Raw genomic sequence first — 23623 nt, 5'->3', positions numbered from 1 at the left:
AATATATCAGCGGATCGTCGCTGACTGACCTGGTCACCCGCGGCGAACCGCAAGTCGATGCCGGTGCGGTACTGGCCGCGCGAGTGGCGTCGTTGGTTGCCAGGTTTAGGAGCGCGATGTGACATCGCAAAGCCCACGATCACTGGAATCCGAGATCAAGGCGAAGATTCAGGACGCCTTTCCCGGGCCCGGCATTCCGATCCCCGACGGTCTCGACGACGACGAGCTCGACGTTCCGCTGTGCGCGCGGCGCCCGATCACCGACAAGGTCGTGTTCGGGACCACCGCCATGCTCGTCGTCGCGATCCTGGGCTGGGGCCTGGCCTCGCCGGCGTCGTTCCAGTCTCGGATGTCGGTGATCCTGAACTGGGTCGTGACCAACCTCGGCTGGCTCTTCATCATCGCGGCGACCTGCTTCGTGCTGTTCGCGGTGTGGCTCGCGATGAGCCGCTACGGCCGGATACCCCTTGGGCAGGACGGCGAGAAACCCGAGTTCAACACCGTCAGCTGGATCGCCATGATGTTCAGCGCGGGCATGGGCATCGGCCTGATCTTCTGGGGCGTCACCGAACCGTTGACGCATTTCGTGAAACCGCCGCCGGGGCTCGCCGACTCCAAGGCCGGCACCGCGTTGGCGACCGCGCTGTTCCACTGGGGCTTCCATCCGTGGTCCATGTATGCCGTCGTCGGATTGTCCATCGCGTACGGCAGCTATCGGATGGGCCGCAGGCAGCTCATCAGTTCGTCGTTCATCCCGTTGCTGGGCATCAAGCGCGTCGAGGGGCCCATCGGAAAGATCATCGACATCCTCGCGATCTTCGCGACGATGTTCGGCACCGCCGCCTCGCTGGGGCTGGGGGCGTTGCAGATCGGGTCCGGCATCGAGGTGATCGGCTGGGTCGAGAAGGCCGGGACCATGTTGTTGGTCGCCGTGGTCGCCATCCTCACCCTGGCGTTCGTCGCCTCGGCGGTGTCCGGGGTTTCGCGCGGCATCCAATGGCTGTCGAACATCAACATGGTGCTCGCGCTCGTGTTGGCGATCTTCGTTTTCGTCCTCGGGCCGACGGTGCTGATCCTCAATCTGTTGCCGACCACGCTCGGTGACTATGCGGCCAATCTGGCGTCCATGTCGGCACGTTCGGCAGCGGCGGGGCCCGACACCGAGAAATGGCTGTCGTCGTGGACCATCTTTTACTGGGCGTGGTGGATTTCGTGGGCGCCCTTCGTCGGCATGTTCCTGGCCCGGATCAGTCGCGGCAGGACCATCAAGCAGTTCGTCGTCGGCGTCATCCTGGTGCCCACCACGGTGAGTCTGATCTGGTTCGTGATCTTCGGTGGCGCCGGTATCGGTCAGCAGCGCGACGGCATCGACATCTTCGGGAAGGGCGAGCCGGAATCGACGTTGTTCGGCATGCTCAACCACCTGCCGTGGGCCGGCGCTTCGTCGCTGTTGGTCATGGCGCTCGTCGCGATCTTCTTCGTTTCGGGCGCCGACGCGGCCTCGATGGTGATGGGCACGCTGTCGCAGAGCGGTTCCCTGTTCCCGTCGCGGTGGGCGGTGGCGTTCTGGGGACTCAGTACGGGTGCGGTGGCTGTGCTGATGCTCTGGGCCGGCGGCAATGACGCGCTCAACGGACTGCAGACGATGACGATCATCGTGGCCGCGCCGTTCGTCGTCGTGATGATCGGCATGTGTGTGTCGCTGTATCTGGATGTCACCCGGGACCCGATGGTGGCGCATCTGCGCAACAAGGCTCCCGTTCGGCGTAAGGCCGATTGACGTGGGTTTTCAGGTGATTTGAGGCTGTTGTTCCGGCTGTGTAAACGGTGCGGTTCTGCCCTTGACAAGGGCTTGTGACTGCCACCACACTGTTGCGTAATACGAAATGCGTTGCGTGTTATGCGTCAAACCGTATCGAGAGGGCACACACGATGCTGGAGATCTGTCCACTCTCCGAACTGCCTCCGGGTGAAGCCCGGCGCGTGGAATCCGACCCGCCCATCGCGGTCTTCCACACCGAGGACGGCGAGGTGTTCGCGATCGATGACACCTGTTCGCATCAGGACGCGTCGCTGGCCGACGGCTGGCTGGAGGGGTGCGACGTCGAGTGTCCGCTGCACGCCTCGCGGTTCAACCTCCGCACCGGAGCGGTCGACGCGCCGCCGGCCAAGTTGCCGGTTCGCACGCACGCCGTCGTGATCTCCGACGGCGTCATCCACGTCGAACTGAGCACCGAGCAGCCCAACCTGCCGCCGGATGTCCGCGCCCGACTTGGCGGAGCGGGGAAGCTGTGAAGCACGTCGCGATCGTGGGTGCCTCGCTTGCGGGTCTGTCCGCCGCCAGGGCGCTGCGGGCACAGGGCTTCGACGGGCAGCTGACCGTCATCGGCGACGAGGCGCAGCGGCCCTATGACCGCCCGCCGCTGTCGAAGGAGTTCCTCTGCGGCAACGTCTCCGAGGCCGATCTCGCGTTGGAGTCCGACGACGACGATCTGCAGGCGGACTGGCGGTTGGGAGTTTCCGCGACGGGACTCGATAACCGCTGCGGCGCAATCGAACTCGCGGACGGCACGCGCATCGACGCCGATGGTGTGGTGATCGCGACCGGTTCCCGCGCCCGCCGCTGGCCCGGCAGTGCGGACATGGCCGGCGTGCACGTGATCCGCACCGTCGAAGATGCCCGCGCCTTGCGCGCAGACCTGGTACCCGGTGCGCAACTGGTTGTCATAGGCGCCGGCTTCATCGGGGCGGAAGTCGCCTCGACGGCGCGCAAGCTCGGTCTGGACGTCACGGTGGTCGAGGCCGCGCCGACCCCGCTGCAGATGCAGCTCGGCGGCTGGCTCGGCGGCGTCGTCGCCGGTGCGCACGCCGCCAACGGAACGAAGTTGATCTGCGGTGTCGGCGTCGCCGGGCTCGTCGGCGAGAAGCGCGCACTGCGCGCCCCCGGCAGCGTCGGTCGGGTCACCGGCGTCGACCTCGCCGACGGACGCCACCTGCCGGCTGACGTCGTCGTGGTCGGTATCGGCGGCGTGCCCAACATCGACTGGCTGCACGGCAGTGGTCTGGAGCTGGGCAACGGCGTCCTCTGCGGCACCAACGGGCAGACGGCCCTGCCGAACGTCGTCGCCGTCGGCGACTGCGCGGCCTGGCTCGACCCCACCACCAACGCGCACCATCGCGTCGAGCACTGGACCGGTGCGCTGGAGCGCCCTGCCGCGGCTGTCGCCGCGCTGCTCTCCGGTGGTCGCCAAGAGGAGGCGGCAGTGAAGGCGCCGTATTTCTGGTCCGACCAGTACGGCTCGCGCATCCAGTTCGCCGGCATCGCGCGGCCCGACGACGAGATCACCATCGAGGACGGCAGCTGCGAGGAACGCTGCCTGCTGGCCACGTATCGGCGGGACGGCCGCTTGGTGGCGGTCCTCGGTATCGATCAGCCCCGGCTGTTCACCCGGTGGCGCCGCCAGCTGGTTCCCACGGCCGCCGCAGTTTAGTTGTTGCCCGCCAATGAAACTCACCACGGAAACACCGAAAAGGAGCTCGATGACCGCCACCGTGCCGCACCTGCCGGAAAGCCTCATTTCCACTCTGGCAGGGCACTACTACACCGATCCGGAGGTCTTCGCCCTCGAGCAGGAGAAGATCTTCGAGACCATGTGGTTCTGCGTTGTGCGCTCCGCGGATCTGGACAAGCCCGGTGCCTTCAAGACGGTTCAGGTCGGCCGCGAGAGCGTCCTGGTGACCAGGTCGCGCAAGGGCGATGTCAAGGCGTTCTTCAACCTGTGCCGGCATCGCGGCGCGCGCTTGTGTACCGAGGACAGCGGTGAGGTCAAGCGCGCCTTCCAATGTCCTTACCACGCATGGACTTACGACCTCGACGGCAAGCTCATCGCGGCGCCGAACCTGACCAAGATGCCCGACATCGACCGCGTCGAATACGGTCTGCGCGCGATCTCGGTGCGCGAATGGCTGGGCTACGTGTGGGTGTGCCTGGCCGACGAGCCGCCGTCGTTCGAAGACACCGTCATGCAGGAGATCGTCGACCGGCTCGGCGATGTCGAGTCGATCGACCACTACACCGTGGCCGACCTGAGCCTCGGCCGCCGGATCGTCTACGACGTCAAGGCCAACTGGAAGCTCATCATCGAGAACTTCATGGAGTGCTACCACTGCGCCACGATTCACCCGGAACTCACCGAGGTGCTGCCTGAATTCGCCGATGGCTATGCCGCCCAGTTCTACGTCGGCCACGGCGCGGAGTTCGGCGAAGAGGTCTCGGGTTTCACCATCGACGGGTCGGAGGGATTCGCGCACATCCCCGGCGTCGCCGAGGACCAGGATCGGCGGTACTACGCGATCACGGTGCGCCCGCAGGTGTTCGTCAACCTGGTGCCCGACCACGTCATCATCCATCGCATGTTCCCGCTGGCGGCTGACCGCACCATCGTGGAATGCGACTGGCTGTACCTGCCCGAGGTCGTCGAATCCGGGCGCGACGTCAGCAAGTCGGTGGAGTTGTTCCACCGCGTCAATCAGCAGGACTTCGACGCGTGCGAGCGGTGCCAGCCTGCCATGAGTTCACGCGTCTACCGCGACGGTGGAGTGCTGGTGCCCAGCGAGCACCACCTCGGTGAGTTCCACCATTGGTTGCGAAACAAGCTCGCCGGCTGATGCGCGAAATTCGGCACCCGGCAACCCGGTTGGGTGTCGAATGTTTGCGGAGTCGGTGCGGTGTCCCGGTCCGCCGGGCCGGCTGGAGAGGCGGCCTTGGCGGGCCGGGACACCACCTCGGTTGTGGTCGGGATGTGCGGTGATGGTTAGTCGAGGAGGCAATGTGGACGGTGCACCGGATCTGCTCATCGGATCGCAGTGGCGCCATGCCGCTGACGGCGGTGTGCGGGAGATCATCAATCCCGCCACCGGCAAGGTCTTCGCCACCGTGGACGAGGCCACCCACGACGATGCGCTGGCGGCGGTTGCCGCGGCCAGGGCGGCGTTCGACGCCGGTGACTGGCCGGCCACTCCGGTCGCCGAGCGCGCCGCACTTCTCGATCGCATCGCCGATCTGTTGGCCCGGGACAAGGAGTCGCTGGCGGCGGTGGAGACCGCCGATACCGGAAAGACCCTGGCGGAGAGCCGGATCGACATCGATGACGTGATCTCGGTGTTCCGTTACTACGCCAACCTGGTGACAACGCAGTCCGATCGGCTGGTCGACGTGGGCGACCCGACGGTGATCAGCCGGGTGGTGCACGAGCCCATCGGGGTGTGTGTGCTGATCGCCCCGTGGAACTACCCGCTGTTGCAGATCTCCTGGAAGATCGCACCGGCGCTGGCGGCCGGCTGCACCATGGTCGCCAAACCCAGTGAAGTGACGCCGTTGTCGACCATCGCATTCGTCCGGCTGGCCGAGGAAGCGGGCGTGCCCCCGGGTGTGCTCAACCTGATCCAGGGCAGCGGAGCTGCCGTGGGCGCCGCGCTCACCGACAACCCCGACGTCGACCTCATCTCGTTCACCGGTGGTCTGAGCACCGGCCAGCACATCGCCAGGAGCGCCGCCGAGCATGTGAGCAAGGTGGCCCTGGAACTAGGCGGGAAGAACCCGCACATCGTGTTCGCCGATGCAGATTGGGAAAGCTCGGTGGACCAGGTCCTCACCGGGGTGTTCCTACACTCGGGTCAGGTCTGTTCGGCGGGCACCCGGGTGATCATCGAGGACTCGATCGCCGACGACTTCGTCGCCCAACTCGCCGAGCGGGCCGAGAAGATCCGGATGGGCGACGGTACCGACCCGCGCAGCGAGACCGGACCGCTGGTGTCCAAGCAGCAGCTGGACAAGATGGAATCGTTTGTGGCACTAGGTATTTCCGAAGGGGCGAAGCTCGTCACCGGCGGTTGCCGGCCCAGCGATCCGGCGCTGGCGGATGGCTACTTCTTCCTACCGACGATCTTCGACCGCTGCGACCGCTCGATGCGGATCGTCACGGAGGAGACCTTCGGGCCGATCATGACGGTGGAGCGGTTCACCGACGAGGCCGAGGCGATCATGCTCGGCAACGACACGCAGTACGGTCTCGCGGCAGGGGTGCGAACCTCTGATCCAGCGCGGGGCGAACGTGTGGTGCGCGCATTGCGGCACGGCACGGTGTGGTTGAACGACTTCGGCTACTACACCGCGGCAGCGGAGTGGGGCGGTTTCGGGAAGTCGGGCAACGGCCGCGAGCTCGGTCCCTCGGGTCTCGCGGAATATCAAGAGCTCAAACATATCTGGCACAACACCGCGCCAACGCCGGCCGGCTGGTTTGACGCCACCGAAGGCTAGGGACACAACTTCATGACTCAGAACCTCACTGATACGGACAGCGGCGGACTCGAGGATTTCGGCTACAAGGAATCGCTGGACCGCAGCATCGGAAAATTCGCGAGCTTCGCGGCCGGGGTCAGCTATATCTCGATCCTGACCGGTACCTTCCAGCTGTTCTACGTCGGCTACGGCAACGGCGGTCCGGCCTACCTCTGGTCGTGGCCCATGGTCTTCATCGGGCAGATGGCGGTCGCGTTGTGTTTCATGGAACTCGCCGCCAAGTATCCGGTCGCGGGTTCCGTCTACAACTGGTCGAAGAAGCTGGGCAGCCGCATCGTGGGCTGGAGTTCGGGGTGGCTGATGTTGACGGCCTCCATCGTCACGCTGTCGGCCGTGGTGTTGGCCCTGCAACTGAACCTGCCGCGGCTGTGGCGCGGTTTCCAGGTGATCGGTGACGGCACCGGGCAGTACGACTTTGCCGCCAACGCGATCCTGCTGGGCACCGTCCTCATCGTGTTCACCACCGTCGTCAACGCCTTCGGCGTGCGGCTCATGGCGATGATCAACAGTGCCGGCGTTTTCATCGAACTCATTGCGGCCGTGCTCATTGCGGTCATCCTGCTGTTCAACATCAAGCGCGGACCAAGCGTGTTCTTCGATACCCAGGGCCACGGCGCCGGCCTGCCCGGTGGATATTTCGGCGCGTTCCTGGTGGCGTCGGTGGCGTCGCTCTACGTGATGTACGGCTTCGACACGGCAAGCTCGCTCGGTGAGGAGACCGTCGAACCCCGCCGCACCGCGCCCAAGGCCATCCTGCGCGCCATCCTGGCCTCGTTCGTGATCGGCGGCGCCATCCTCGCGGGCGCCATCATGGCCACGCCCGACCTCAACGACCCTGCGCTGGGCAGTGCCGACGGCAGCTTGCAGTCCATCGTCGAGAAGGTGATGTGGGGTCCGCTGGGGACCATCTTTCTGATCTGCATCGTGGTGGCGGTGACGGTGTGTTCGCTGGCTGTGCACACCGCGGCGATCCGGCTGACCTTCGCGATGGCCCGCGACAACGCACTGCCGTTCGGCGAGAAGCTCGCCAAGGTCCACCCCAAGACTCAGGCGCCGGTGGTGCCGGCCGTCGTGATCGGCATCATCGCGGCACTGATCCTCGTGGTCAACCTCGGGCAGCCCAAGGTGTTCACGGTGCTGACCTCGATCGCGATCATCATGATCTACCTGGCCTACCTGATGGTCACCGGTCCGCTCCTGAAGAAGCGTCTGCAGGGGCAGTGGCCGCCGAAAGACCTGAAGGAAGGCGGCTATTTCACGATGGGCAAATGGGGCCTGCCGGTCAACATCTTCGCGGTGCTGTGGGGCGTCGCGATGGCGATCAACCTGGCCTGGCCGCGCGTCGCCATCTATGGCGACCCGTGGTACAACACCTGGGGCGCGTTCGTGTACATCGGCGTGATCCTCGGACTGGGCCTGGTCTGGTATTTCATCAAGGGCCGCAACCACATTGGCACCCTTGCCTCGCATTCGGCGTTCACCGACGAATGACCCGCCCGAGCTGATCCCCTTCTGCCTGAACAATTTTCGAGGAGTTCGCATCATGTCTGACCAGACCTACGACTATGTGATCGCCGGTGGCGGTACCGCCGGCTGTGTCGTCGCGGCGCGCCTGTCCGAGGACCCGAATGTCACGGTATGTCTGGTGGAAGCAGGTCCGAGCGACGTCGACGATCCGAACATCCTCGTCCTCAACCAGTGGATGCACCTGCTGGATTCCGGCTACGACTGGGACTACCCGGTCGAGCCGCAGGAGAAGGGCAACAGCTTCATGCGGCACGCCCGCGCGAAGGTGCTCGGCGGGTGTTCGTCGCACAACTCCTGTATCGCGTTCTGGCCACTGGCTCAGGGCCTGCGTGACTGGGAGGCGATGGGCGCCACCGGATGGGGTCCCGAAGGCGTGCTGCCGTTCACGGCAAAGGTAGAGAACAACACCGCCACCGGCACGTATCAGGGCGTGCCGCACGGTGATTCGGGGCCGGTTCGGCTGCGCGACGTGCCGCCGAACGATCCGTGCGGTCAGGCCGTGCTCGACGCGGCCGCCAAAGTGGGTCTCGAGACCGTGCAGTTCAACCGCGACGACTGGAACCTCAATGCGGCCGGCTGGCTGCAGATCAACGCCAACGAGGCCGGCGAGCGGATGTCCAGTTCGCACGCCTACCTGCACCCCATCCTCCAGGCGCGGCCCAACCTCACGGTGCTGACCAACAGCTGGGTGGCCGAGATTCTGTTCGACGACTCCGGGGACGAGCCGGTGGCGACGGGCATCCGGTACCAGCGTCCGGACCTCACCGGCTACGACGTCGTCCACGCCACCCGCGAGGTGGTCGTCACGGCCGGCGCCATCGATACCCCGAAGCTGCTGATGCTGTCCGGAATCGGGCCGGCGGATCACCTGAACGAAGTCGGGGTCCCGGTGCGGGTCGACTCTCCCGGGGTCGGCGAGAACCTCGACGACCATGTCGAGGGCCTGGTGTTCTGGGAAGCCGCGAAGCCGATGGTCACCGATTCCACCCAGTGGTGGGAGATCGGGCTGTTCGCCACCACCGAGGTCGCCGGCGACAACCCCGATCACTCGGACCTGATGATGCACTACGGCAGCGTCCCGTTCGACATGAACACCCTGCGGCACGGGTATCCCACCACTGACAACGGGTTCTGCCTGACTCCCAATGTGACACAGGGTCTTTCACGCGGAACGGTGCGGCTGGCCTCCCGTGACTTCCGGGACCGGGCCAAGGTCGACCCCCGCTATTTCACCGACCCGGAGGGGCACGACGAGAAGGTGATGCTCGCCGGAATCAGGCTGGCCCGCAAGATCGCCGAGCAGGAACCGCTGCAGGAGTGGATCGGCCGTGAGCTCGCGCCCGGACCGGATGTGCAGACCGACGAGGAACTGCTCGCGTACATCTACAAGACGCACAACACCGTGTACCACCCGGCCGGCACGGCGCGGATGGGTGCGCTGGACGACCCGATGGCAGTGCTCGATCCGCAGTTGCGCGTCAAGGGTGTGCGCAACCTGCGGGTGGTGGATGCCTCGGCGATGCCGAAGCTGCCCGTGGTGAATCCGAACATCACCGTGATGACCATGGCGGAGAAATGCGTCGATCTCCTTCGTACGACCTGACGTAGGGCACGATGTCGGGGTGACCGCATCTCCCGCATCGGCTCCGGAGCTGGTGGAGTTTCTCCGTGCGCATCCGCCGTTCCAGACGGCCAGCGACGCCGAGTTGCTCGAGTTGGTGGCGCAGTCGACCGTGGAGCCGTACCCGGCCGGCGCGGTCATCGCGGATTTCTCCCGCCACGTCCCCGATGACATCTGGATGGTCCTCACCGGTTCGGTGAATCTGCAGGAGGTGGGCGGGGCCGGTGGTGGGCAGGTGTTCGACACCATCGAGCCCGGCGGCATCTTCGGCTACGTTCCGATGCTCACCGGCGGGGGAGTCGAATTCCTCGCCCGCGCAATAGAATCCACGGCAGCGTTGCGGCTGCGCGGGGAACTGGTGCGCGCGCAGTTCGCCAAGCCCGCCGGGCTGCGGTTTCTGGCCTCGTCCGCAGCGCCGACACCGCAGGTGCCGGCGGCCCGCGCCGCCGATTCGCGATCGGTCAGCGAATTGGTGCGCGGCGACGTACTGATCGTCGACCCGGGCGTATCGGTGCGCGACGCCGTCGTGCAGATGAGCGAGCAGCGGGTGTCGTACGCCCTGATCCGGCTGCGCGAGGGCGGTGTCGGGATCTTCACCGACCGTGATCTTCGGTCTCGGGTCGTCGCGGCGGGGCTACCGGTCGACGTGCCGATCACCGAGGTGATGAGTGCGCCGGCCCAAACGGTCACCGCCGACCGTACCGCCGAGACGGTGCTGTTCGACATGCTGGAGCGCGGCATGCGTCATATGCCGGTGATGTCGCCGCGCGGCGAGGTGCTGGGCGTCCTGGAGGACGTCGACCTGCTGGCTGCCTCTGCCCGCCAGAGCTTCGTATTGCGCCGGGCGATCGCCCAGGCGCCCGACGCCGCCGCGTTGCAGCGGCATGGCCGCGAGGTGACCCAGATCGCGGTGGATCTGTTTCGCACCGGGACGAAGGCGTCGGCCGCGAGCAGCATCTCGTCGATCGTGCTGGATGCGTTGGTGCGCAAGGCATTGGAGCTCGCTCTGGCTGAAGCGGGACCCGGGCCGACGCAGGATCAGTTCGCGTGGCTCACGCTGGGCAGCATCGCCCGCCGGGAGGCCATGCCGTCCTCGGATGTGGACAGTGCGCTGAGTTGGAGTGACAGCTGCGATGCCGAGTGCGCGCAGTTGCGCTCCATCGCGGCCCGGGCGCACGCGATCCTCGATGGTTGCGGTCTACCGGCCGACAGCAATGGCGCGATCGCCTCGCACAAGGCGTTCGCGCGGTCGGCCTCGGACTGGGTGCAGGCCGCTGAGGGCTGGCTCGATGATCCGTTGCGCGGCAAGGGATTGATCCTGTCCTCACTGCTGATCGACGGCCGCGTGGTGTGGGGTAACCGGGCGTTGCACACCGTGCCTACGGTCTTCCGCCGGATGCGTGACGAACATCCGAACGCCCTACGCCTGCAACTGCTGGATGCGCTGTCCGGCAAGGTGCGCGCGTGGTCCCTGCGCGATGTGCTGTCGCGGCGCGGAGGCACCTTCGACCTGAAGACGCATGCCGTGACGCCGATCGTCAACCTGGCCCGGTGGGGTGGCCTCACCGCGGACATGACCTCGGCGTCGACGCCGGCCCGGCTCGCGGCGGCGGCGAGCACCGGTGCGCTGACGGAACGGGATTCCCGAACTCTCACAGAAGTTTTCGTCATGCTGCAACGCATGCGGTTGACGCATCAGGTCGAGTTGATCGCCGACGGGCGCACCCCGAACGACGTGGTCACCGTCGGCGATCTGTCCCCGCTCAACCGGAGTCTGCTCGGCGACGGGCTGCGTGAGATCGCCGCGGTTCAGCGGCGGGCGCGGCAATCGGGGACGCATCCCGGATTGCGCTGAGTTCGTTTGCCTTACTGGGCGAGTCGAGACACCAGGCGGCCTGCCAGCTGGTCGTACCAACGCATCGCCCAGCGCGCATCACCGAGCGCGGTGTGGCGGCAACTGGCGCCGGGCGGCCGGACTCCGCACTGCCGCGACAGCTGTGTCGAGTCGCTTTCCGGGGTGCGGCCGTAGTCGAGGACGTGCCTGGCGGCCAATGCGATGACGTCGACGAGTGTGGGGCTCCAACCCGGCAGCAGTTGATGACGCGCCAGCATCTTGCGTAGGCAGTGGGTGTCGAAGCTGGGCACCACGCCGACGATGGTGGCGTCCATGGTCCAGTCACGAACGATCTCCGCGGCTTCGTGTTCGCGGTGCACCAGCGGCAGGTGAATGGGCCCGTAGACGACCTGGGGGTGGCGACTCGCGAAGCGACTGATGCGCAGGCCCGCGGGCTCGGCCGCGTCGAGATCGAGGTCGGCCAGATCGATGTACATCACGATGCGGGATTCGCCGGCGTCGTCGCGCCGGAGCATGGCGATTTCCCAGGGTTGCCGGTCGGCGTGCAGGCCGGTGGTCTCCGTATCCAGGAAGACCAGCGGTTTCATCGTTGCAGGCTATCGCCGTCGGCCGCCGCAGAGGCGCGAAACGGCATTCCCCAGATTTTTTCCGTTTCGATGGAACCGAACGGCCTTGCCGCGCGTCATAGCAAGGCATGGGAGAACGTGACGTCGCTCGGATAGACCCCTCTGGGGTGCGGGACATCGCGCAGCGCTGTGAAGCGGTCGCCGACGCCCTGGCGGTGGCCCCGTTGCTGCGGTGGTACTTCGACGGGTTCTGCGGTGGGCGTGACCACGCCGCGCGGGCGGCCGCCCTCCGCGCCGCGCTGGATCAGTCGGCCGATCAGCTTCGCGCCTGGGCGTCCGCTTCGGCGGAAGCCGCAGCGGGACTGCGGGTTTCGTCGGCAAGATACGAAGATGCCGACGCGGACCTCGCCGGCCGGTTGGTCTGACGATGGCGTCGACGTTCGACGTCGCCGCGCGGCTCGCGGAGGGCGACCGCGCGCTGACTGCCCTTGACGACTACGTGGCAGCCTGCCAGGTGCTGGGGATGCCGGCTTCGGCGTCACTGCTGGAGTTGTATCGCGCCGAGAGCGGTCTGGACCTCGCCGCGCTGGCCGCCGATGCCCGCTCGCTCGAGGCTGCCGTGGTCGTCGCGCAGGACGCATTGCGGTTGCAGGGCAACGGATATCGGGAGCTGACGGTGCAGTGGTCCGGTACAGGTGGCGACGCCGCCGTCGATTTTCTGCGCACCCTGACGGTCGCGGCCGAGGATGTGGTCGCGCACCTGCAGCGCAGCGCGCAGGCGCTGGCTACGCTGCGCGACGAATTGTGGCGTGCCGTCGACACCAAGGTCGACGCGGTGCTGCGGGCCGATGCGCAGGCCTCTGGGCATCGTGACGAGTGGAGCGCGGCGGCCCGCGCGGTCCTCGGTGGGGCCGGAGATGTGGCGACCGCCAGCGAGATCGTCGATCAGCAACTCAAGCCCTTCGTGCTTCGCGTGGTGTCCGGGGACTTGCTACCCGCGTTGCGGGACGCGTCCGAAGCCGTTGCGGCAGGATATGATTCGGCAATCTGCGCGGTCACCCCGGCGAGCGTGTCGTTCGCGGTGCCCGTCGTCGTGACACCAGAATGGGCGCCACCCCCGTCGTCGCAGTCGACCGCTGCACCGATGTATCAGGCCGCGGCGACGGCGCCCTTCGGAACACTGGGTACCGCGGCGAGTTTGGCGCCGCCGGCCCCGTCGGCTACGCCGGCCGGAGCGCCTGCAGCACCGGAGCAAGCGCTCGGAACGGCGGCGGTGCCGGAAGAAGCGCTCGGTGCCGCGGCTGCGACTCCGGCGGGCACCGGTATGCCCGGCGACCTCGGATTGGGCTCGAGCGTCGGCGGTTTGGGCCAACAGCTGGCCGATGCCGTCGGGGGAGCGCTCGGCTCGATGGCAGGTCTTGGGCCGGACTCCTCCGGATTTGGCGGGCTCGATGAGATCAAGGACGGTCTGGGAGACGACCTCGAGCTGGACGACGACGTCGACACCGCCGAGGACGACGACGTGGACCCTGACGAGGACGAGGAGAAGAAAGAGGCCGACGGAGAGGACGCGACCGACGAGACCGATGAGGCGGACGAGGGCGCCGACAAGGTGGCCGCCGATGCCGACGAGCAGGCGGTCGAGCCACCTCCTTCGGACCCGGTTCAGCCGTCACCCGCGCCGACCCTGCCCCCGCCGCCGGCCACGCCGCCAGTGGAACCTGTTGCCCAACAGGTGGATCCGACGACCAAGACGCCATGCCAGATCGCGGCAGATCAGCTGCCGATGGTGGGGGACTGATCCGCATCGATGAGACGCAGCCGCGAACCCGTCACCGTTGACCCGGCATCCACGGCGAGGTTGTTCGAGTGCATTGCGCCGTCAGTTCCGGGTCGACACGTGGCTGGCTGTGGACGCTGTTGATCCGGAAATCAGGGCGTGGTTGTTCGAGTGGGTTGTGCCGTGAGTTCCGGGTCAACGCACCGGCGGCTGCCGACGCGGTTGACTCTGCACTGACGGCTCAGCCCTTCAGCAGGGCGGCGACCTTGTCTTCCAGCGCGGGGAGCTCGGCGTCGGGATCGGCGGCAACGGTCTTCGGCAGCACCACGTCGGCGTCGGCGAAATCCTTGTACGCCTTGTCGCCGGTCAGCTGGAAGAGCAGGTAACCGGTCAACAGGGCCCGCACTGTCTTCTGGGTGCGGCGATCGGCGCCGGGCATCCCGACCAGTTTGGACAGCCGGAAGCCCTCGGCCAGCCCGCCCGGCACGGCTTTGTCGACGGTCCGCACCGTCGCGGTCCGCCACGCGGCGGCCAGCTCGTTGGCATTGGACTGGATGGTCAGCTCGGCGCCCGGCGCGTTCAGGATCAGGCCGGGGACGCGCAGACCGGCAGCGGGCTGATCGGCCTCGGGCTTGCTGGCGGTCGGGAACACCGCGGCGACCGCCTTCGGCGGGTTGGCCGATGAGCCCAGACCGGCGGCGGTGAAGATCGCGGCCGACGCCCCGAATCCGTGCCCGACCAGGCCCAGCTTGGTCGGGTGCACGCTGATCTTGCCGGGCCCCAGTCGGACCCCGGTGATGATGTCGAGGGTGGTGCCCAGGTCGAACGCCAGGTTCAGCACCGACGGCGCGATGCCGGTCTCGGTGTCCGGCGCCGCCGCGACGATGCCCCAGGACGCCAGATGCTCGAGCGTGCCGTTGTAACGTCCGACACCCTGCAACCAGTCGTGACCGAATGCCACACCAGGCAGATTCAGCCCGGACTCCGGGGTGTAGACAGTGCCCGGCAGGCCGGCAAAACCCAGGTCACCGCGCAGAACGCGGTGCGGGCCGCGGCGCGTCAAGGCACCGAAGAGCTGCTTCGTCTTGGCCACCCGATGACGTTAGCGCAGTGCCTGCGCATTGTGCGCGATGCGGGCGCAGTCCGGCACCCCGGCGGCTGCACTACCCTGAATAACCATGTGTGGAATCGTCGGCTATGTCGGGCAACGGCCGGCCCGCGACATCGTGGTCGACGCGCTGCGACGGATGGAATACCGCGGTTATGACTCCGCCGGTCTCGCCTTGGCCGACGGCCACGGTGGCCTGACCATCCGGCGGCGCGCCGGCCGACTGGCCAACCTCGAAGAGGCGCTGGCCGAAACCGATGCCGCCGAGCTCGAAGGCACCACCGGCATGGGGCACACCCGCTGGGCGACCCATGGTCGCCCCACCGACCGCAATGCGCATCCGCACAGCGATGCCAGCGGCAAGCTCGCGGTGGTCCACAACGGCATCATCGAGAACTTCGCGGTCTTGCGCGCCGAGCTGGAAACCGCCGGCGTCGAGTTCCAGAGCGACACCGACTCCGAGGTGGCCGTTCATCTGGTCGCGCAGGCCTACCGGCAGGGGCCGACGGCCGGCGACTTCGTCGCGTCGGTGCTGGCCGTGCTGCGCCGGCTGGAGGGGCACTTCACGCTGGTGTTCACCAACGCCGACGAGCCGGGCACCATCATCGCGGCCCGCCGGTCCACCCCGCTGGTGGTCGGCGTCGGTGACGGCGAGATGTTCATCGGCTCCGACGTCGCGGCCTTCATCGAATACACCCGTGACGCCGTCGAGCTCGGGCAGGACCAGGCCGTGGTGATCACCGCGGACGGCTACCAGGTGCTGGACTTCGACGGCGCCGATGCGTCCGACCGTGCTCGGCCTTTTCATATCGACTGGGACCTGTCGGCCGCCGAAAAGGGTGGCTACGACTACTTCATGTACAAGGAGATCGCCGAGCAGCCCACGGCCGTCTCCGACACGCTGCTCGGCCACTTCGTCGACGGCAAGATCGTCCTCGACGAGCAGCGGCTCTCTGACCAGGAGCTGCGCGACGTCGACAAGGTCTTCATCGTCGCCTGCGGTACCGCGTACCACTCCGGTCTGCTCGCCAAGTACGCCATCGAGCACTGGACCCGGCTCCCGGTCGAGGTCGAGCTGGCCAGCGAGTTCCGCTACCGCGACCCCGTGCTGGACCGCAGCACGCTGGTGATCGCCATCTCGCAGTCCGGCGAGACCGCGGACACCCTCGAGGCCGTCCGGCACGCGAAGGGCCAGAAGGCCAAGGTGCTGGCCATCTGCAACACCAACGGCTCGCAGATTCCCCGCGAAGCCGACGCGGTGCTCTACACCCGGGCCGGGCCGGAGATCGGCGTCGCCGCCACCAAGACCTTCCTCGCCCAGTTGGCCGCGAACTACCTGGTCGGCCTGGCGCTGGCCCAGGCCCGCGGCACCAAGTACCCCGACGAGGTAGCCCGCGAATACCGCGAGTTGGAGGCCATGCCGGCCTTGGTCGAGCAGGTGCTCGAGCGGCTGGACCCGATCGCCGATCTGGGGCGGCAGTTCGCGAAGTCGCCCACGGTGCTGTTCCTGGGGCGGCACGTCGGCTACCCGGTGGCCCTCGAAGGTGCGCTCAAGCTCAAGGAGCTGGCGTACATGCACGCCGAGGGCTTCGCTGCCGGTGAGCTCAAGCACGGTCCCATCGCGCTGATCGATGACGGTCTGCCGGTGATCGTGGTGATGCCGTCGCCCAAGGGCGCCGCGATGCTGCACGCCAAGCTGCTGTCGAACATCCGCGAGATTCAGGCCCGCGGTGCGGTCACCATCGTCATCGCCGAGGAAGGCGACGAGACGGTGCGCCCGTACGCCGACTACATCTTCGAAATCCCGGCCACCTCGACGTTGTTCCAGCCGTTGCTGTCGACCATCCCGCTGCAGGTGTTTGCCGCGTCGGTGGCCCGCGAGCGGGGCTATGACGTGGACAAGCCCCGCAACCTGGCGAAATCGGTGACCGTCGAGTAGGTCCGCGGTAGCCCGTTCGCTGGCGCTATCCATGTCTATGCCCTAGCATGGGAAAACGCTGGTCAGCCGCATCTGCACATCTTGTTGGAAATTAGCTGCGGATACGCGGTTGATCGCGGGGTGAGTGTCAGTCGAAGGTGTTCGCTGTGAGGGCCGTGGATTGTTGCTGGATGCTGCTGCGCGTCGTGCGACCGTCTGTATGGTCCGCGAATGGTGGAACACGCCCACCGACTACGACGCCCAGGTCGAGTACTTTGCCAAGCGGTCGCTGACGGGGCTGATCCAGTTCCTCATCGGACTCGGCGTCGGCATGGTCGGTTTGATCACCCTGATTTCCCAGTGGTCCGGCGTCGAACCCGCCGGCGTGGCCGTCCGAGTTGTGTCGGGTGTTTTCGTCACGGCGATGTTCGTCTGGAGTTGGGTGTGGTGGCTCCGCCCGTGGCCGTCGTACCGGCTGTCGCACGCCTTCATCATCAACGTCGATATCGGCGTCACCGTGGTGACCCTGCTCAATGAGCGGGTGCTGTCCGGGATGTTCGGTCTGAGCGCCCTGCTCCTGGTGTCGTTCTACATCATCTTCTTCGATGGACCGAAAACCCTTGCCGTGCATAGCACTTGGGCGGTGGTCTCGATCGCGGCGATGGCTGTCGAGATCGCGATCATGGGCGGCGGCGATCTTGTGCTCGCGTTTGTGAAGTTACTGTCGGGCGGGGCGCTCGCGGTGGCGCCGATAGCGGCCCATTTCGGTATCTGGGCCTTGCGCAATGAAGCCAACGAAGCCTCGAACGACCCGTTGACGGGATTGCTCAACCGGCGTGGTCTCAATCTGCACATCGACGATCTGCTGCGCGGCCATCACAAGCGCGCGGCGTGCGTTGCGGTCATCGTGATCGATCTGGATCGGTTCAAGGTCATCAACGACCGATTCGGCCACAACGTCGGAGACGAGGTGCTGGTCCGATGTGCCGCTCGGTTGGCGTCAGTGGTGCACGGCGGCGCGCTGGTGGCGCGGGTCGGTGGCGAGGAGTTCGTGGTTGTCGATGTTCTCCAGCCGGGGGATTGGCTGGCCGTGGCCGACCGGATGCGTGTCGCGTTGTCAGGCCGCGGCGACCACGCGCCGATAACGGCGAGTATCGGGATCACCGCGACGGCAATGGAGTATTTCTTCGACTCGGGTTGTGACCACGCGGAACTGCTCGGCGACTTGGTTGCTCGTGCGGACGAAGCGATGTTCGTCGCGAAGCGTGGCGGCGGCGACGCTGTCAGCTACCTGCCACCGATGCCCGACGCGGTTCGGGCTTCGTGGTGACCTTCAGGTGCGGACGACCGACGGACCGAGCGCCTCGTAGCGGTGGGCGTCCGCGGCCGACAACTCGGTGCCGGTGACGATCGTCTGGAAATCGCGTACCTCGGCGAACCGGCAGAAGCTGGTGACGCCGAACTTCGAGTGCGCGGCCACCAGGACCCGGCGCTCCGCGACGGCCACGGCGGTCTGCTTGACCGCGGCCACCGCGGGGTCCGGGGTCGTCAGGCCGTGCTCGACAGAGATGCCATTGGTGCCGAGGTAGGCGATGTCGATGACCAGGCTGCGCAGTCGCTCGACCGCCCAGTTGTCCACCGTGGCCAGGGTGCGTCCCCGCATGCGGCCGCCGAGCAGCAGCACCGTCACGGTCTCACTGTGGGCCAACGCTTCAGCGGCCAGCAGCGACGACGTCACGACCGTCAGCTCTTGGTCGGCCAGGCGTTCGGCGATCAGCCGCGGCGTGAAACCCTCGTCGAGATAGACGGTTTCGGCTCCGTGCAGCAGATCCGCGGCCGCGGCGGCGACCCGGTGCTTCTGTGCCAGGTCGACCTGGCTGCGGTACTCCACGGTCGATTCGAAGGCCGCCGTCTCGAGCGGTATCGCGCCGCCGTGCACCCGCTTGAGCATGCGCCGCCCGGCCAGCACCTTCAGATCGCGACGGATGGTCTCGGATGCCACGTTCAGTTCGTCGGCCAGGGCGAGCACCTCGACCCGCCCGCGGGTGCGGGCGAACTCGACGATGCGGCGCTGACGGCTGTCGGAATCCACGGATGACATTCTTGCGGTCGCCACCTACCGCGCTGCGCTCAGCACCGCCCGGACCTCCTCGGGTGTGCTGGCCTGGCGCAACCGCTCGACTTCGTCCTTGTCCAGGAACACGTGGGCGATCCGGGTGAGAAGCGCCATGTGGTCCTTACCGGCGCCGGCGATGCCCACTACGAACTCGGCGGGTTTGCCGTTCCAGTCGATGGGTTCGGGATAGCGGACAAAGGACATCCCGCTGTGGCGGATCGCGCCCTTGGCGTCGTTGGTGCCGTGCGGGATGGCCAGACCGTTGCCCATGTAGGTCGATACCGATTTTTCCCGTTCGTGCATGGCGTCGACGTAGGAGGCGTCGACGGCGTGCGCGGCGACCAGCAGGCCGCCGGCCTCGCTGATGGCGGCCTCGGCGGTGGTGGCCGACCCGGCCAGCACGATCGAGTCCAGCGCCAGCACGTCATCGGGTTGCGTGTCCGAGGCGACGGGTTCGACCGTGGTTTCAGCGGGTTCGGCCGGAGTCGCGGGGGCGGCGTTGTTGGTGCGGCCCAGCAGTTCGATGATCTCGTCGTAGCGGGGGGAGTTCATGAAATCGTCGACCGAGACGTGGATGGCAGACGGGGTCTTCTGCCGCGCCCGCTCGGTGAGGTCACGGTGGGTGACAGCCAGCCCATAGGTGTCGGTGAGATTGGAGATGGCCTGGTTCTCCACAGTCACGTCGGTGAACCCCGCCTCGCGGATCTTCTTGCGCAGCACCGAGGCTCCCATCGCCGACGAACCCATGCCGGCGTCGCAGGCGAACACGACGCTGGAGATCGGGGTGGCCGCGGAGCTGCCGACCAGCGCCGAGGCGACGCTGGACCGCTTGCCCTTGAGAGACTCCATCTCGGCTGTGGCGGCGGCCAGATCCGGTTCGTCGGTAGCCCGGTCGGTCTTGAGCAGCAGCGCGGCCACCGCGAACGAGACGGCGGCCGCCCCGAACACCGACAGCGTGACGCCGACGTAGCTGCCCGTCGCGGTCTGGGCGTAGACGGCGATGATCGAACCGGGCGCGGCCGGGGCGCGCAGGCCCGAGCCGAACAGCACGTTGATGAAGACGCCCGTCATCCCGCCGAGGATGGTGGCGGCGATGAGCTTCGGCTTCATCAGCACGTACGGGAAGTAGATCTCGTGGATGCCGCCGAGGAACTGGATGATCGCCGCTCCCGGCGCCGATGCCTTTGCCGCTCCGCGACCGAACACCATGAACGCCAACAGGATTCCCAGACCGGGACCGGGGTTGGCCTCCAGTAGGAACAGCACGGACTTGCCGGTGGCCAGCGCCTGGGTCGTGCCAAGCGGAGTCAGCACGCCGTGGTTGATGGCGTTGTTGAGGAAGAGCACCTTGGCAGGTTCGATGAAGATCGAGGTGAGCGGCAGCAGATCATGCCCGACGAGGAAGTCGACGCCGTGGCCGGCGCCGCGGGTGAAGGCCGATACCACCGGGCCGACACCGAAGAAGCCGATGACGGCCATCACCAGGCCGGCGATGCCGGCCGAGAAGTTGTTCACCAGCATTTCGAAGCCGGGGCGGATCTTGCCGTCCCACAACGCATCCAGCTTCTTGATGACCCATCCGCCCAAGGGCCCCATGATCATCGCGCCCATGAACATCGGAACATCTGCGCCCGCAACCACTCCCATGGTGGTGATGGCGCCGACCACGGCTCCGCGGGTGCCATACACCATCCGGCCGCCCGTGGATCCGATGAGGATCGGCAGCAGGTAGGTGATCATCGGCCCGACGATGCCGCCCTTCTCGTACGCACCCCAGCCGCCGATGTGGGCCACCCAGCCGTCGGGGTTTTGCAGGCTGTGAAAGAGGCCGGGCAGCCAACCGGTCTTGATGAAAAGAGCGGTGATCAGGCCCCATGCGATGAAGGCGCCGATATTCGGCATCACCATGTTCGACAGTGACGTGCCGAGCTGTTGAACACGCACCCGCAGGCTGCTGCGCCGCGGTGTCTCCGTCGTTGCAGTCACAGTGCTGGACCTCCGCATGTCGCACATGAAGGTGATGCCCGTCACATCACCGCGTGCTACGAGTAAAGCCCACAAATGGGCAGCTTGGCAAGCAAATGGGCATAAATGGGCAGAGAAATGTTTGTGGTTATGCCCGATTTGCGGTTAGAGTGGGCGCAACGTGAACCACGACACACCCACCGGCCAGGCCGGAGTACCGGAAGGAACGCCATGAAAGCGCTGCGCTACTACGCACCCGAGGACGTCCGGCTCGAAGATGTGGCCGAACCGGTGTGTGGACCCGACGAGGTCAAGATCCGGGTGCGCAACTGCTCGACCTGCGGCACGGACGTCAAGATCCTGCACAACGGGCATCAGAACCTGACCCCGCCGCGCATCATCGGGCACGAGATCGCGGGCGACATCGTGGCGGTGGGCGCCAACGTGAATGCCGCCTACGGCACCGATTGGGCCGAGGGCGACCGGGTCCAGGTGATCGCCGCCGTGCCGTGCGGGGACTGCCACGAATGCCGGAAGGGCTGGATGGCGGTGTGCCAGAACCAGACATCCATGGGCTACCAGTACGACGGCGGGTTCGCCGAATACATGATCGTGCCCCGTCAGGTGCTCAAAGTCGATGGGCTGAACCGCATTCCGGACAACGTCGGCTACGACGAGGCGTCCGCCGCCGAGCCGTTCGCGTGTGCCATCAACGCTCAGGATCTGCTGGGTATCGAGCCGGGGGACACCGTGGTGGTGTTCGGGGCCGGCCCCATCGGGTGCATGCACATCCGCATCGCCCGCGGCGTGCACAACTGTGGGCCCGTCTACCTCGTCGACGTCAACGACGCCCGGCTGCAGATGTCCGCCGATGCGGTGCATCCCGACGAGGTCATCAACGCAGCCGAGACCGATGTGGTGGCGCGGGTGATGGAGCTGACGGGTGGCCGCGGCGCCGATGTGGTGATCACCGCGACCGCGGCCAACGTCACCCAGGAACAGGCCATCGCGATGGCCGCGCGCAACGGCCGGATCTCGTTCTTCGGCGGCCTGCCCAAGACCGACCCGACCATCACGTGCGACTCGAACGTGGTGCACTACCGGCAGCTGCACATCCACGGGGCCAACGGATCCGCGCCTGAGCACAACAAGCGCGCGCTGCAGTACATCTCGACCGGTCAGGTGCCCGTGAGGGACCTGATCACCCGCCACATCGCCCTCGACGAGGTGCTCGATGCCTTCTCGATCGTCCAGAACGGTGAGGCGATCAAGGTGACGGTGGAGCCCAGCGCGGTTCTCGTCTGAGACTCAGCCCTCGACGGCCGAATCTGACGCACCAGTCAACCCGAGCGGCTGGATCTGCGTAACCTTCGGAGCTATGCGGCACTACTACACCGCCGAGCAGATCCGCGCGGCCGAGGCGCCGCTGCTGGCATCCCTGCCCGATGGCGTGCTGATGCGCCGGGCTGCCTATGGATTGGCGACGGCGATCGCCACCGAGCTCAAGGCCCGCACGGGTGGCGTGAGCGGGCGCAGCGTCTGTGCAGTGGTGGGCTCGGGGGACAACGGCGGCGACGCGCTGTGGGCGGCGACCTTCCTGCGCCGGCGCGGTGTGGGCGCAACAGCGGTACTGCTGAACCCGGACCGCGCTCACGCATCAGCGCTGGCAGCGTTCCGCAAAGCAGGTGGACGCGTCGTCGAAACAATCCCGCCGACAACGGATTTAGTGATCGACGGCGTGGTCGGCATCGGTGCCACCGGGCCGCTGCGGCCCAACGCTGCCGCCGTCTTCGACGCCAACACCGCGCCCGTCGTGGCCGTCGACCTCCCCAGTGGCATCGATGTGCAGACCGGAGCGGCCGGGGGGCCGCACGTGCAGGCGGCACTGACCGTCACCTTCGGCGGACTCAAACCGGTGCACGGACTGGCCGACTGCGGGCGTGTCGAGCTGATCGATATCGGCCTGGACCTGCCTGAGCCGGCGCTGCTGGGATTCGAAGCGCACGACATCCGTACCCGCTGGCCGGTGCCGCGGCCGGCGGACGACAAGTACAGCCAGGGCGTCAAAGGGGTACTGGCCGGATCGGCCACCTATCCGGGTGCGGCGATCCTGAGCACCGGTGCCGCGGTCGCCGCCACCTCCGGGATGGTCCGCTACGCCGGCGCCGCCCATGCCGAAGTGGTGTCCCACTGGCCGGAAGTCGTTGTGGCGTCGGATGCGTCGGCAGCCGGGCGGGTCCAGGCCTGGGTGGTCGGCCCGGGGCTGGGCACCGACACCGCGGGCGACGAGGCGCTGCGTTTCGCGCTCGGCACCGACCTCCCGGTGGTCGTCGACGCCGACGCGCTGACGCTGCTGGCCGCCGATCTCGATCTGGTCGCCGACCGGACGGCGCCCACGGTGCTGACCCCACATGCCGGTGAATTCGCCCGGCTCGCAGGACATCCGCCGGGTTCTGACCGCGTCGGTGCCGCCCGAGAGCTGGCCGAACGGCTCGGCGCCACGGTGCTGTTGAAGGGCAACGTCACCGTCATCGCCGATCCAGCCGGCCCGACCTACCTGAACCCGGCCGGCCAATCCTGGGCTGCCACAGCCGGATCCGGCGACGTGCTGTCCGGCGTCATCGGCGCCCTGCTGGCGTCCGGCATCGCACCCGGTGAGGCCGCCGCGATGGCGGCCTTCGTGCATGCCCGCGCCGCGGGCCTGTCGGCTGCCGATCCCGGGCCGCACCCCGCGCCGACGKCGGCGCACCGCATCTTGGCCCATGTTCGGGCCGCCATCGCATCGCTCTGACCAACAAAGGGGAAT

Annotated in this window: 18 protein-coding genes; 14 read left to right on the top strand and 4 right to left on the bottom strand. The window is 67.1% G+C overall.

The window, feature by feature from the left end; all coding sequences use genetic code 11:
- The first annotated feature begins 238 nt into the window (after positions 1-238).
- From AC1U2B_RS14750 to AC1U2B_RS14715, 8 genes are all read left to right on the top strand, one after another.
- A complete protein-coding gene (locus AC1U2B_RS14750) occupies positions 239-1780 on the top strand; it encodes a BCCT family transporter (protein ID WP_480217740.1) in 1542 nt (513 codons plus the stop codon).
- A gap of 152 nt (positions 1781-1932) precedes the next feature.
- Positions 1933-2295, top strand: coding sequence for a bifunctional 3-phenylpropionate/cinnamic acid dioxygenase ferredoxin subunit (locus AC1U2B_RS14745; protein ID WP_043400847.1), 363 nt, complete (start codon positions 1933-1935; stop codon positions 2293-2295).
- Positions 2292-3491 (top strand): NAD(P)/FAD-dependent oxidoreductase, encoded by a 1200-nt coding sequence (locus tag AC1U2B_RS14740; RefSeq protein WP_480217383.1) that lies wholly within the window; start codon positions 2292-2294, stop codon positions 3489-3491. The genes AC1U2B_RS14745 and AC1U2B_RS14740 overlap by 4 nt, the downstream gene beginning before the upstream one ends.
- Positions 3492-3540: 49 nt before the next feature.
- Complete coding sequence (locus AC1U2B_RS14735) at positions 3541-4668, top strand: aromatic ring-hydroxylating oxygenase subunit alpha (protein WP_480217382.1); 1128 nt, start codon at positions 3541-3543, stop codon at positions 4666-4668.
- A 181-nt stretch (positions 4669-4849) separates the two neighbouring features.
- Positions 4850-6319 (top strand): aldehyde dehydrogenase family protein, encoded by a 1470-nt coding sequence (locus AC1U2B_RS14730; protein ID WP_480217739.1) that lies wholly within the window; start codon positions 4850-4852, stop codon positions 6317-6319.
- 12 nt (positions 6320-6331) lie between these two features.
- Positions 6332-7852: an APC family permease gene (locus AC1U2B_RS14725; RefSeq protein ID WP_480217381.1), complete on the top strand. Its 1521-nt coding sequence runs from the start codon at positions 6332-6334 to the stop codon at positions 7850-7852.
- 52 nt (positions 7853-7904) lie between these two features.
- Positions 7905-9491 (top strand): GMC family oxidoreductase, encoded by a 1587-nt coding sequence (locus tag AC1U2B_RS14720; RefSeq protein ID WP_480217380.1) that lies wholly within the window; start codon positions 7905-7907, stop codon positions 9489-9491.
- A gap of 19 nt (positions 9492-9510) precedes the next feature.
- Positions 9511-11364 carry a putative nucleotidyltransferase substrate binding domain-containing protein gene (locus tag AC1U2B_RS14715; RefSeq protein ID WP_480217379.1) on the top strand — a complete coding sequence of 618 codons (1854 nt, stop codon included), beginning with the start codon at positions 9511-9513 and terminating at the stop codon, positions 11362-11364.
- 11 nt (positions 11365-11375) lie between these two features.
- On the opposite strand, the gene AC1U2B_RS14710 is transcribed toward AC1U2B_RS14715, so the two are convergent.
- A complete protein-coding gene (locus AC1U2B_RS14710) occupies positions 11376-11951 on the bottom strand; it encodes a 3'-5' exonuclease family protein (RefSeq protein WP_043400861.1) in 576 nt (191 codons plus the stop codon).
- 107 nt (positions 11952-12058) lie between these two features.
- On the opposite strand from AC1U2B_RS14710, the gene AC1U2B_RS14705 reads away from it, so the two are divergent.
- Both AC1U2B_RS14705 and AC1U2B_RS14700 read left to right on the top strand, forming a co-directional pair.
- Positions 12059-12355 carry a hypothetical protein gene (locus tag AC1U2B_RS14705; RefSeq protein WP_043987011.1) on the top strand — a complete coding sequence of 99 codons (297 nt, stop codon included), beginning with the start codon at positions 12059-12061 and terminating at the stop codon, positions 12353-12355.
- Positions 12356-12357: 2 nt separating this feature from the next.
- Positions 12358-13731 (top strand): hypothetical protein, encoded by a 1374-nt coding sequence (locus AC1U2B_RS14700; RefSeq protein WP_480217378.1) that lies wholly within the window; start codon positions 12358-12360, stop codon positions 13729-13731.
- A 220-nt stretch (positions 13732-13951) separates the two neighbouring features.
- Here AC1U2B_RS14700 and AC1U2B_RS14695 read toward each other — a convergent pair whose 3' ends face one another.
- Complete coding sequence (locus tag AC1U2B_RS14695; RefSeq protein WP_480217377.1) at positions 13952-14803, bottom strand: dienelactone hydrolase family protein; 852 nt, start codon at positions 14801-14803, stop codon at positions 13952-13954.
- 85 nt (positions 14804-14888) lie between these two features.
- On the opposite strand from AC1U2B_RS14695, the gene glmS reads away from it, so the two are divergent.
- Both glmS and AC1U2B_RS14685 read left to right on the top strand, forming a co-directional pair.
- On the top strand, positions 14889-16757 hold the full coding sequence (gene glmS, locus AC1U2B_RS14690; RefSeq protein ID WP_260937630.1) for a glutamine--fructose-6-phosphate transaminase (isomerizing): 1869 nt from the start codon (positions 14889-14891) through the stop codon (positions 16755-16757).
- Between the two features lie 199 nt (positions 16758-16956).
- The gene (locus AC1U2B_RS14685) at positions 16957-18066 is read left to right on the top strand and encodes a GGDEF domain-containing protein (RefSeq protein WP_480217376.1); all 1110 of its coding nucleotides are present in this window, start codon (positions 16957-16959) and stop codon (positions 18064-18066) included.
- Between the two features lie 3 nt (positions 18067-18069).
- Here the strand turns inward: AC1U2B_RS14685 and AC1U2B_RS14680 are convergent, their stop codons facing one another.
- Both AC1U2B_RS14680 and AC1U2B_RS14675 read right to left on the bottom strand, forming a co-directional pair.
- Entirely contained in the window at positions 18070-18828 is a 759-nt protein-coding gene (locus AC1U2B_RS14680; RefSeq protein ID WP_480217375.1) for a DeoR/GlpR family DNA-binding transcription regulator, read from the bottom strand.
- 24 nt (positions 18829-18852) lie between these two features.
- A complete protein-coding gene (locus AC1U2B_RS14675; protein ID WP_480217738.1) occupies positions 18853-20856 on the bottom strand; it encodes a PTS mannitol transporter subunit IICBA in 2004 nt (667 codons plus the stop codon).
- A gap of 192 nt (positions 20857-21048) precedes the next feature.
- Here AC1U2B_RS14675 and AC1U2B_RS14670 point away from each other — a divergent pair, with 192 nt between their 5' ends.
- Together AC1U2B_RS14670 and AC1U2B_RS14665 are read left to right on the top strand one after the other, a co-directional pair.
- On the top strand, positions 21049-22122 hold the full coding sequence (locus AC1U2B_RS14670; RefSeq protein WP_480217374.1) for a zinc-dependent dehydrogenase: 1074 nt from the start codon (positions 21049-21051) through the stop codon (positions 22120-22122).
- Between the two features lie 73 nt (positions 22123-22195).
- The gene (locus tag AC1U2B_RS14665) at positions 22196-23608 is read left to right on the top strand and encodes an NAD(P)H-hydrate dehydratase (protein ID WP_480217373.1); all 1413 of its coding nucleotides are present in this window, start codon (positions 22196-22198) and stop codon (positions 23606-23608) included.
- Positions 23609-23623 lie beyond the last annotated feature (15 nt).

Source organism: Mycolicibacterium sp. P4_G11 (assembly GCF_056555145.1).
Note: the sequence above shows the minus strand (reverse complement) of the source record. Positions and strands in the feature narration are given on the sequence as shown.

Excerpts from the sequence above, each read along its gene's own strand:
- AC1U2B_RS14720 (WP_480217380.1), top strand. The coding sequence starts at position 7,905 with ATGTCTGACCAGACCTACGACTATGTGATCGCCGGTGGCGGTACCGCC.
- AC1U2B_RS14735 (WP_480217382.1), top strand. The coding sequence starts at position 3,541 with ATGACCGCCACCGTGCCGCACCTGCCGGAAAGCCTCATTTCCACTCTG.
- AC1U2B_RS14700 (WP_480217378.1), top strand. The coding sequence starts at position 12,358 with ATGGCGTCGACGTTCGACGTCGCCGCGCGGCTCGCGGAGGGCGACCGC.
- AC1U2B_RS14675 (WP_480217738.1), bottom strand. The coding sequence starts at position 20,856 with ATGCGGAGGTCCAGCACTGTGACTGCAACGACGGAGACACCGCGGCGC.
- AC1U2B_RS14745 (WP_043400847.1), top strand. The coding sequence starts at position 1,933 with ATGCTGGAGATCTGTCCACTCTCCGAACTGCCTCCGGGTGAAGCCCGG.
- AC1U2B_RS14685 (WP_480217376.1), top strand. The coding sequence starts at position 16,957 with ATGGTCCGCGAATGGTGGAACACGCCCACCGACTACGACGCCCAGGTC.
- AC1U2B_RS14710 (WP_043400861.1), bottom strand. The coding sequence starts at position 11,951 with ATGAAACCGCTGGTCTTCCTGGATACGGAGACCACCGGCCTGCACGCC.
- AC1U2B_RS14670 (WP_480217374.1), top strand. The coding sequence starts at position 21,049 with ATGAAAGCGCTGCGCTACTACGCACCCGAGGACGTCCGGCTCGAAGAT.
- AC1U2B_RS14725 (WP_480217381.1), top strand. The coding sequence starts at position 6,332 with ATGACTCAGAACCTCACTGATACGGACAGCGGCGGACTCGAGGATTTC.
- AC1U2B_RS14705 (WP_043987011.1), top strand. The coding sequence starts at position 12,059 with ATGGGAGAACGTGACGTCGCTCGGATAGACCCCTCTGGGGTGCGGGAC.
- glmS (WP_260937630.1), top strand. The coding sequence starts at position 14,889 with ATGTGTGGAATCGTCGGCTATGTCGGGCAACGGCCGGCCCGCGACATC.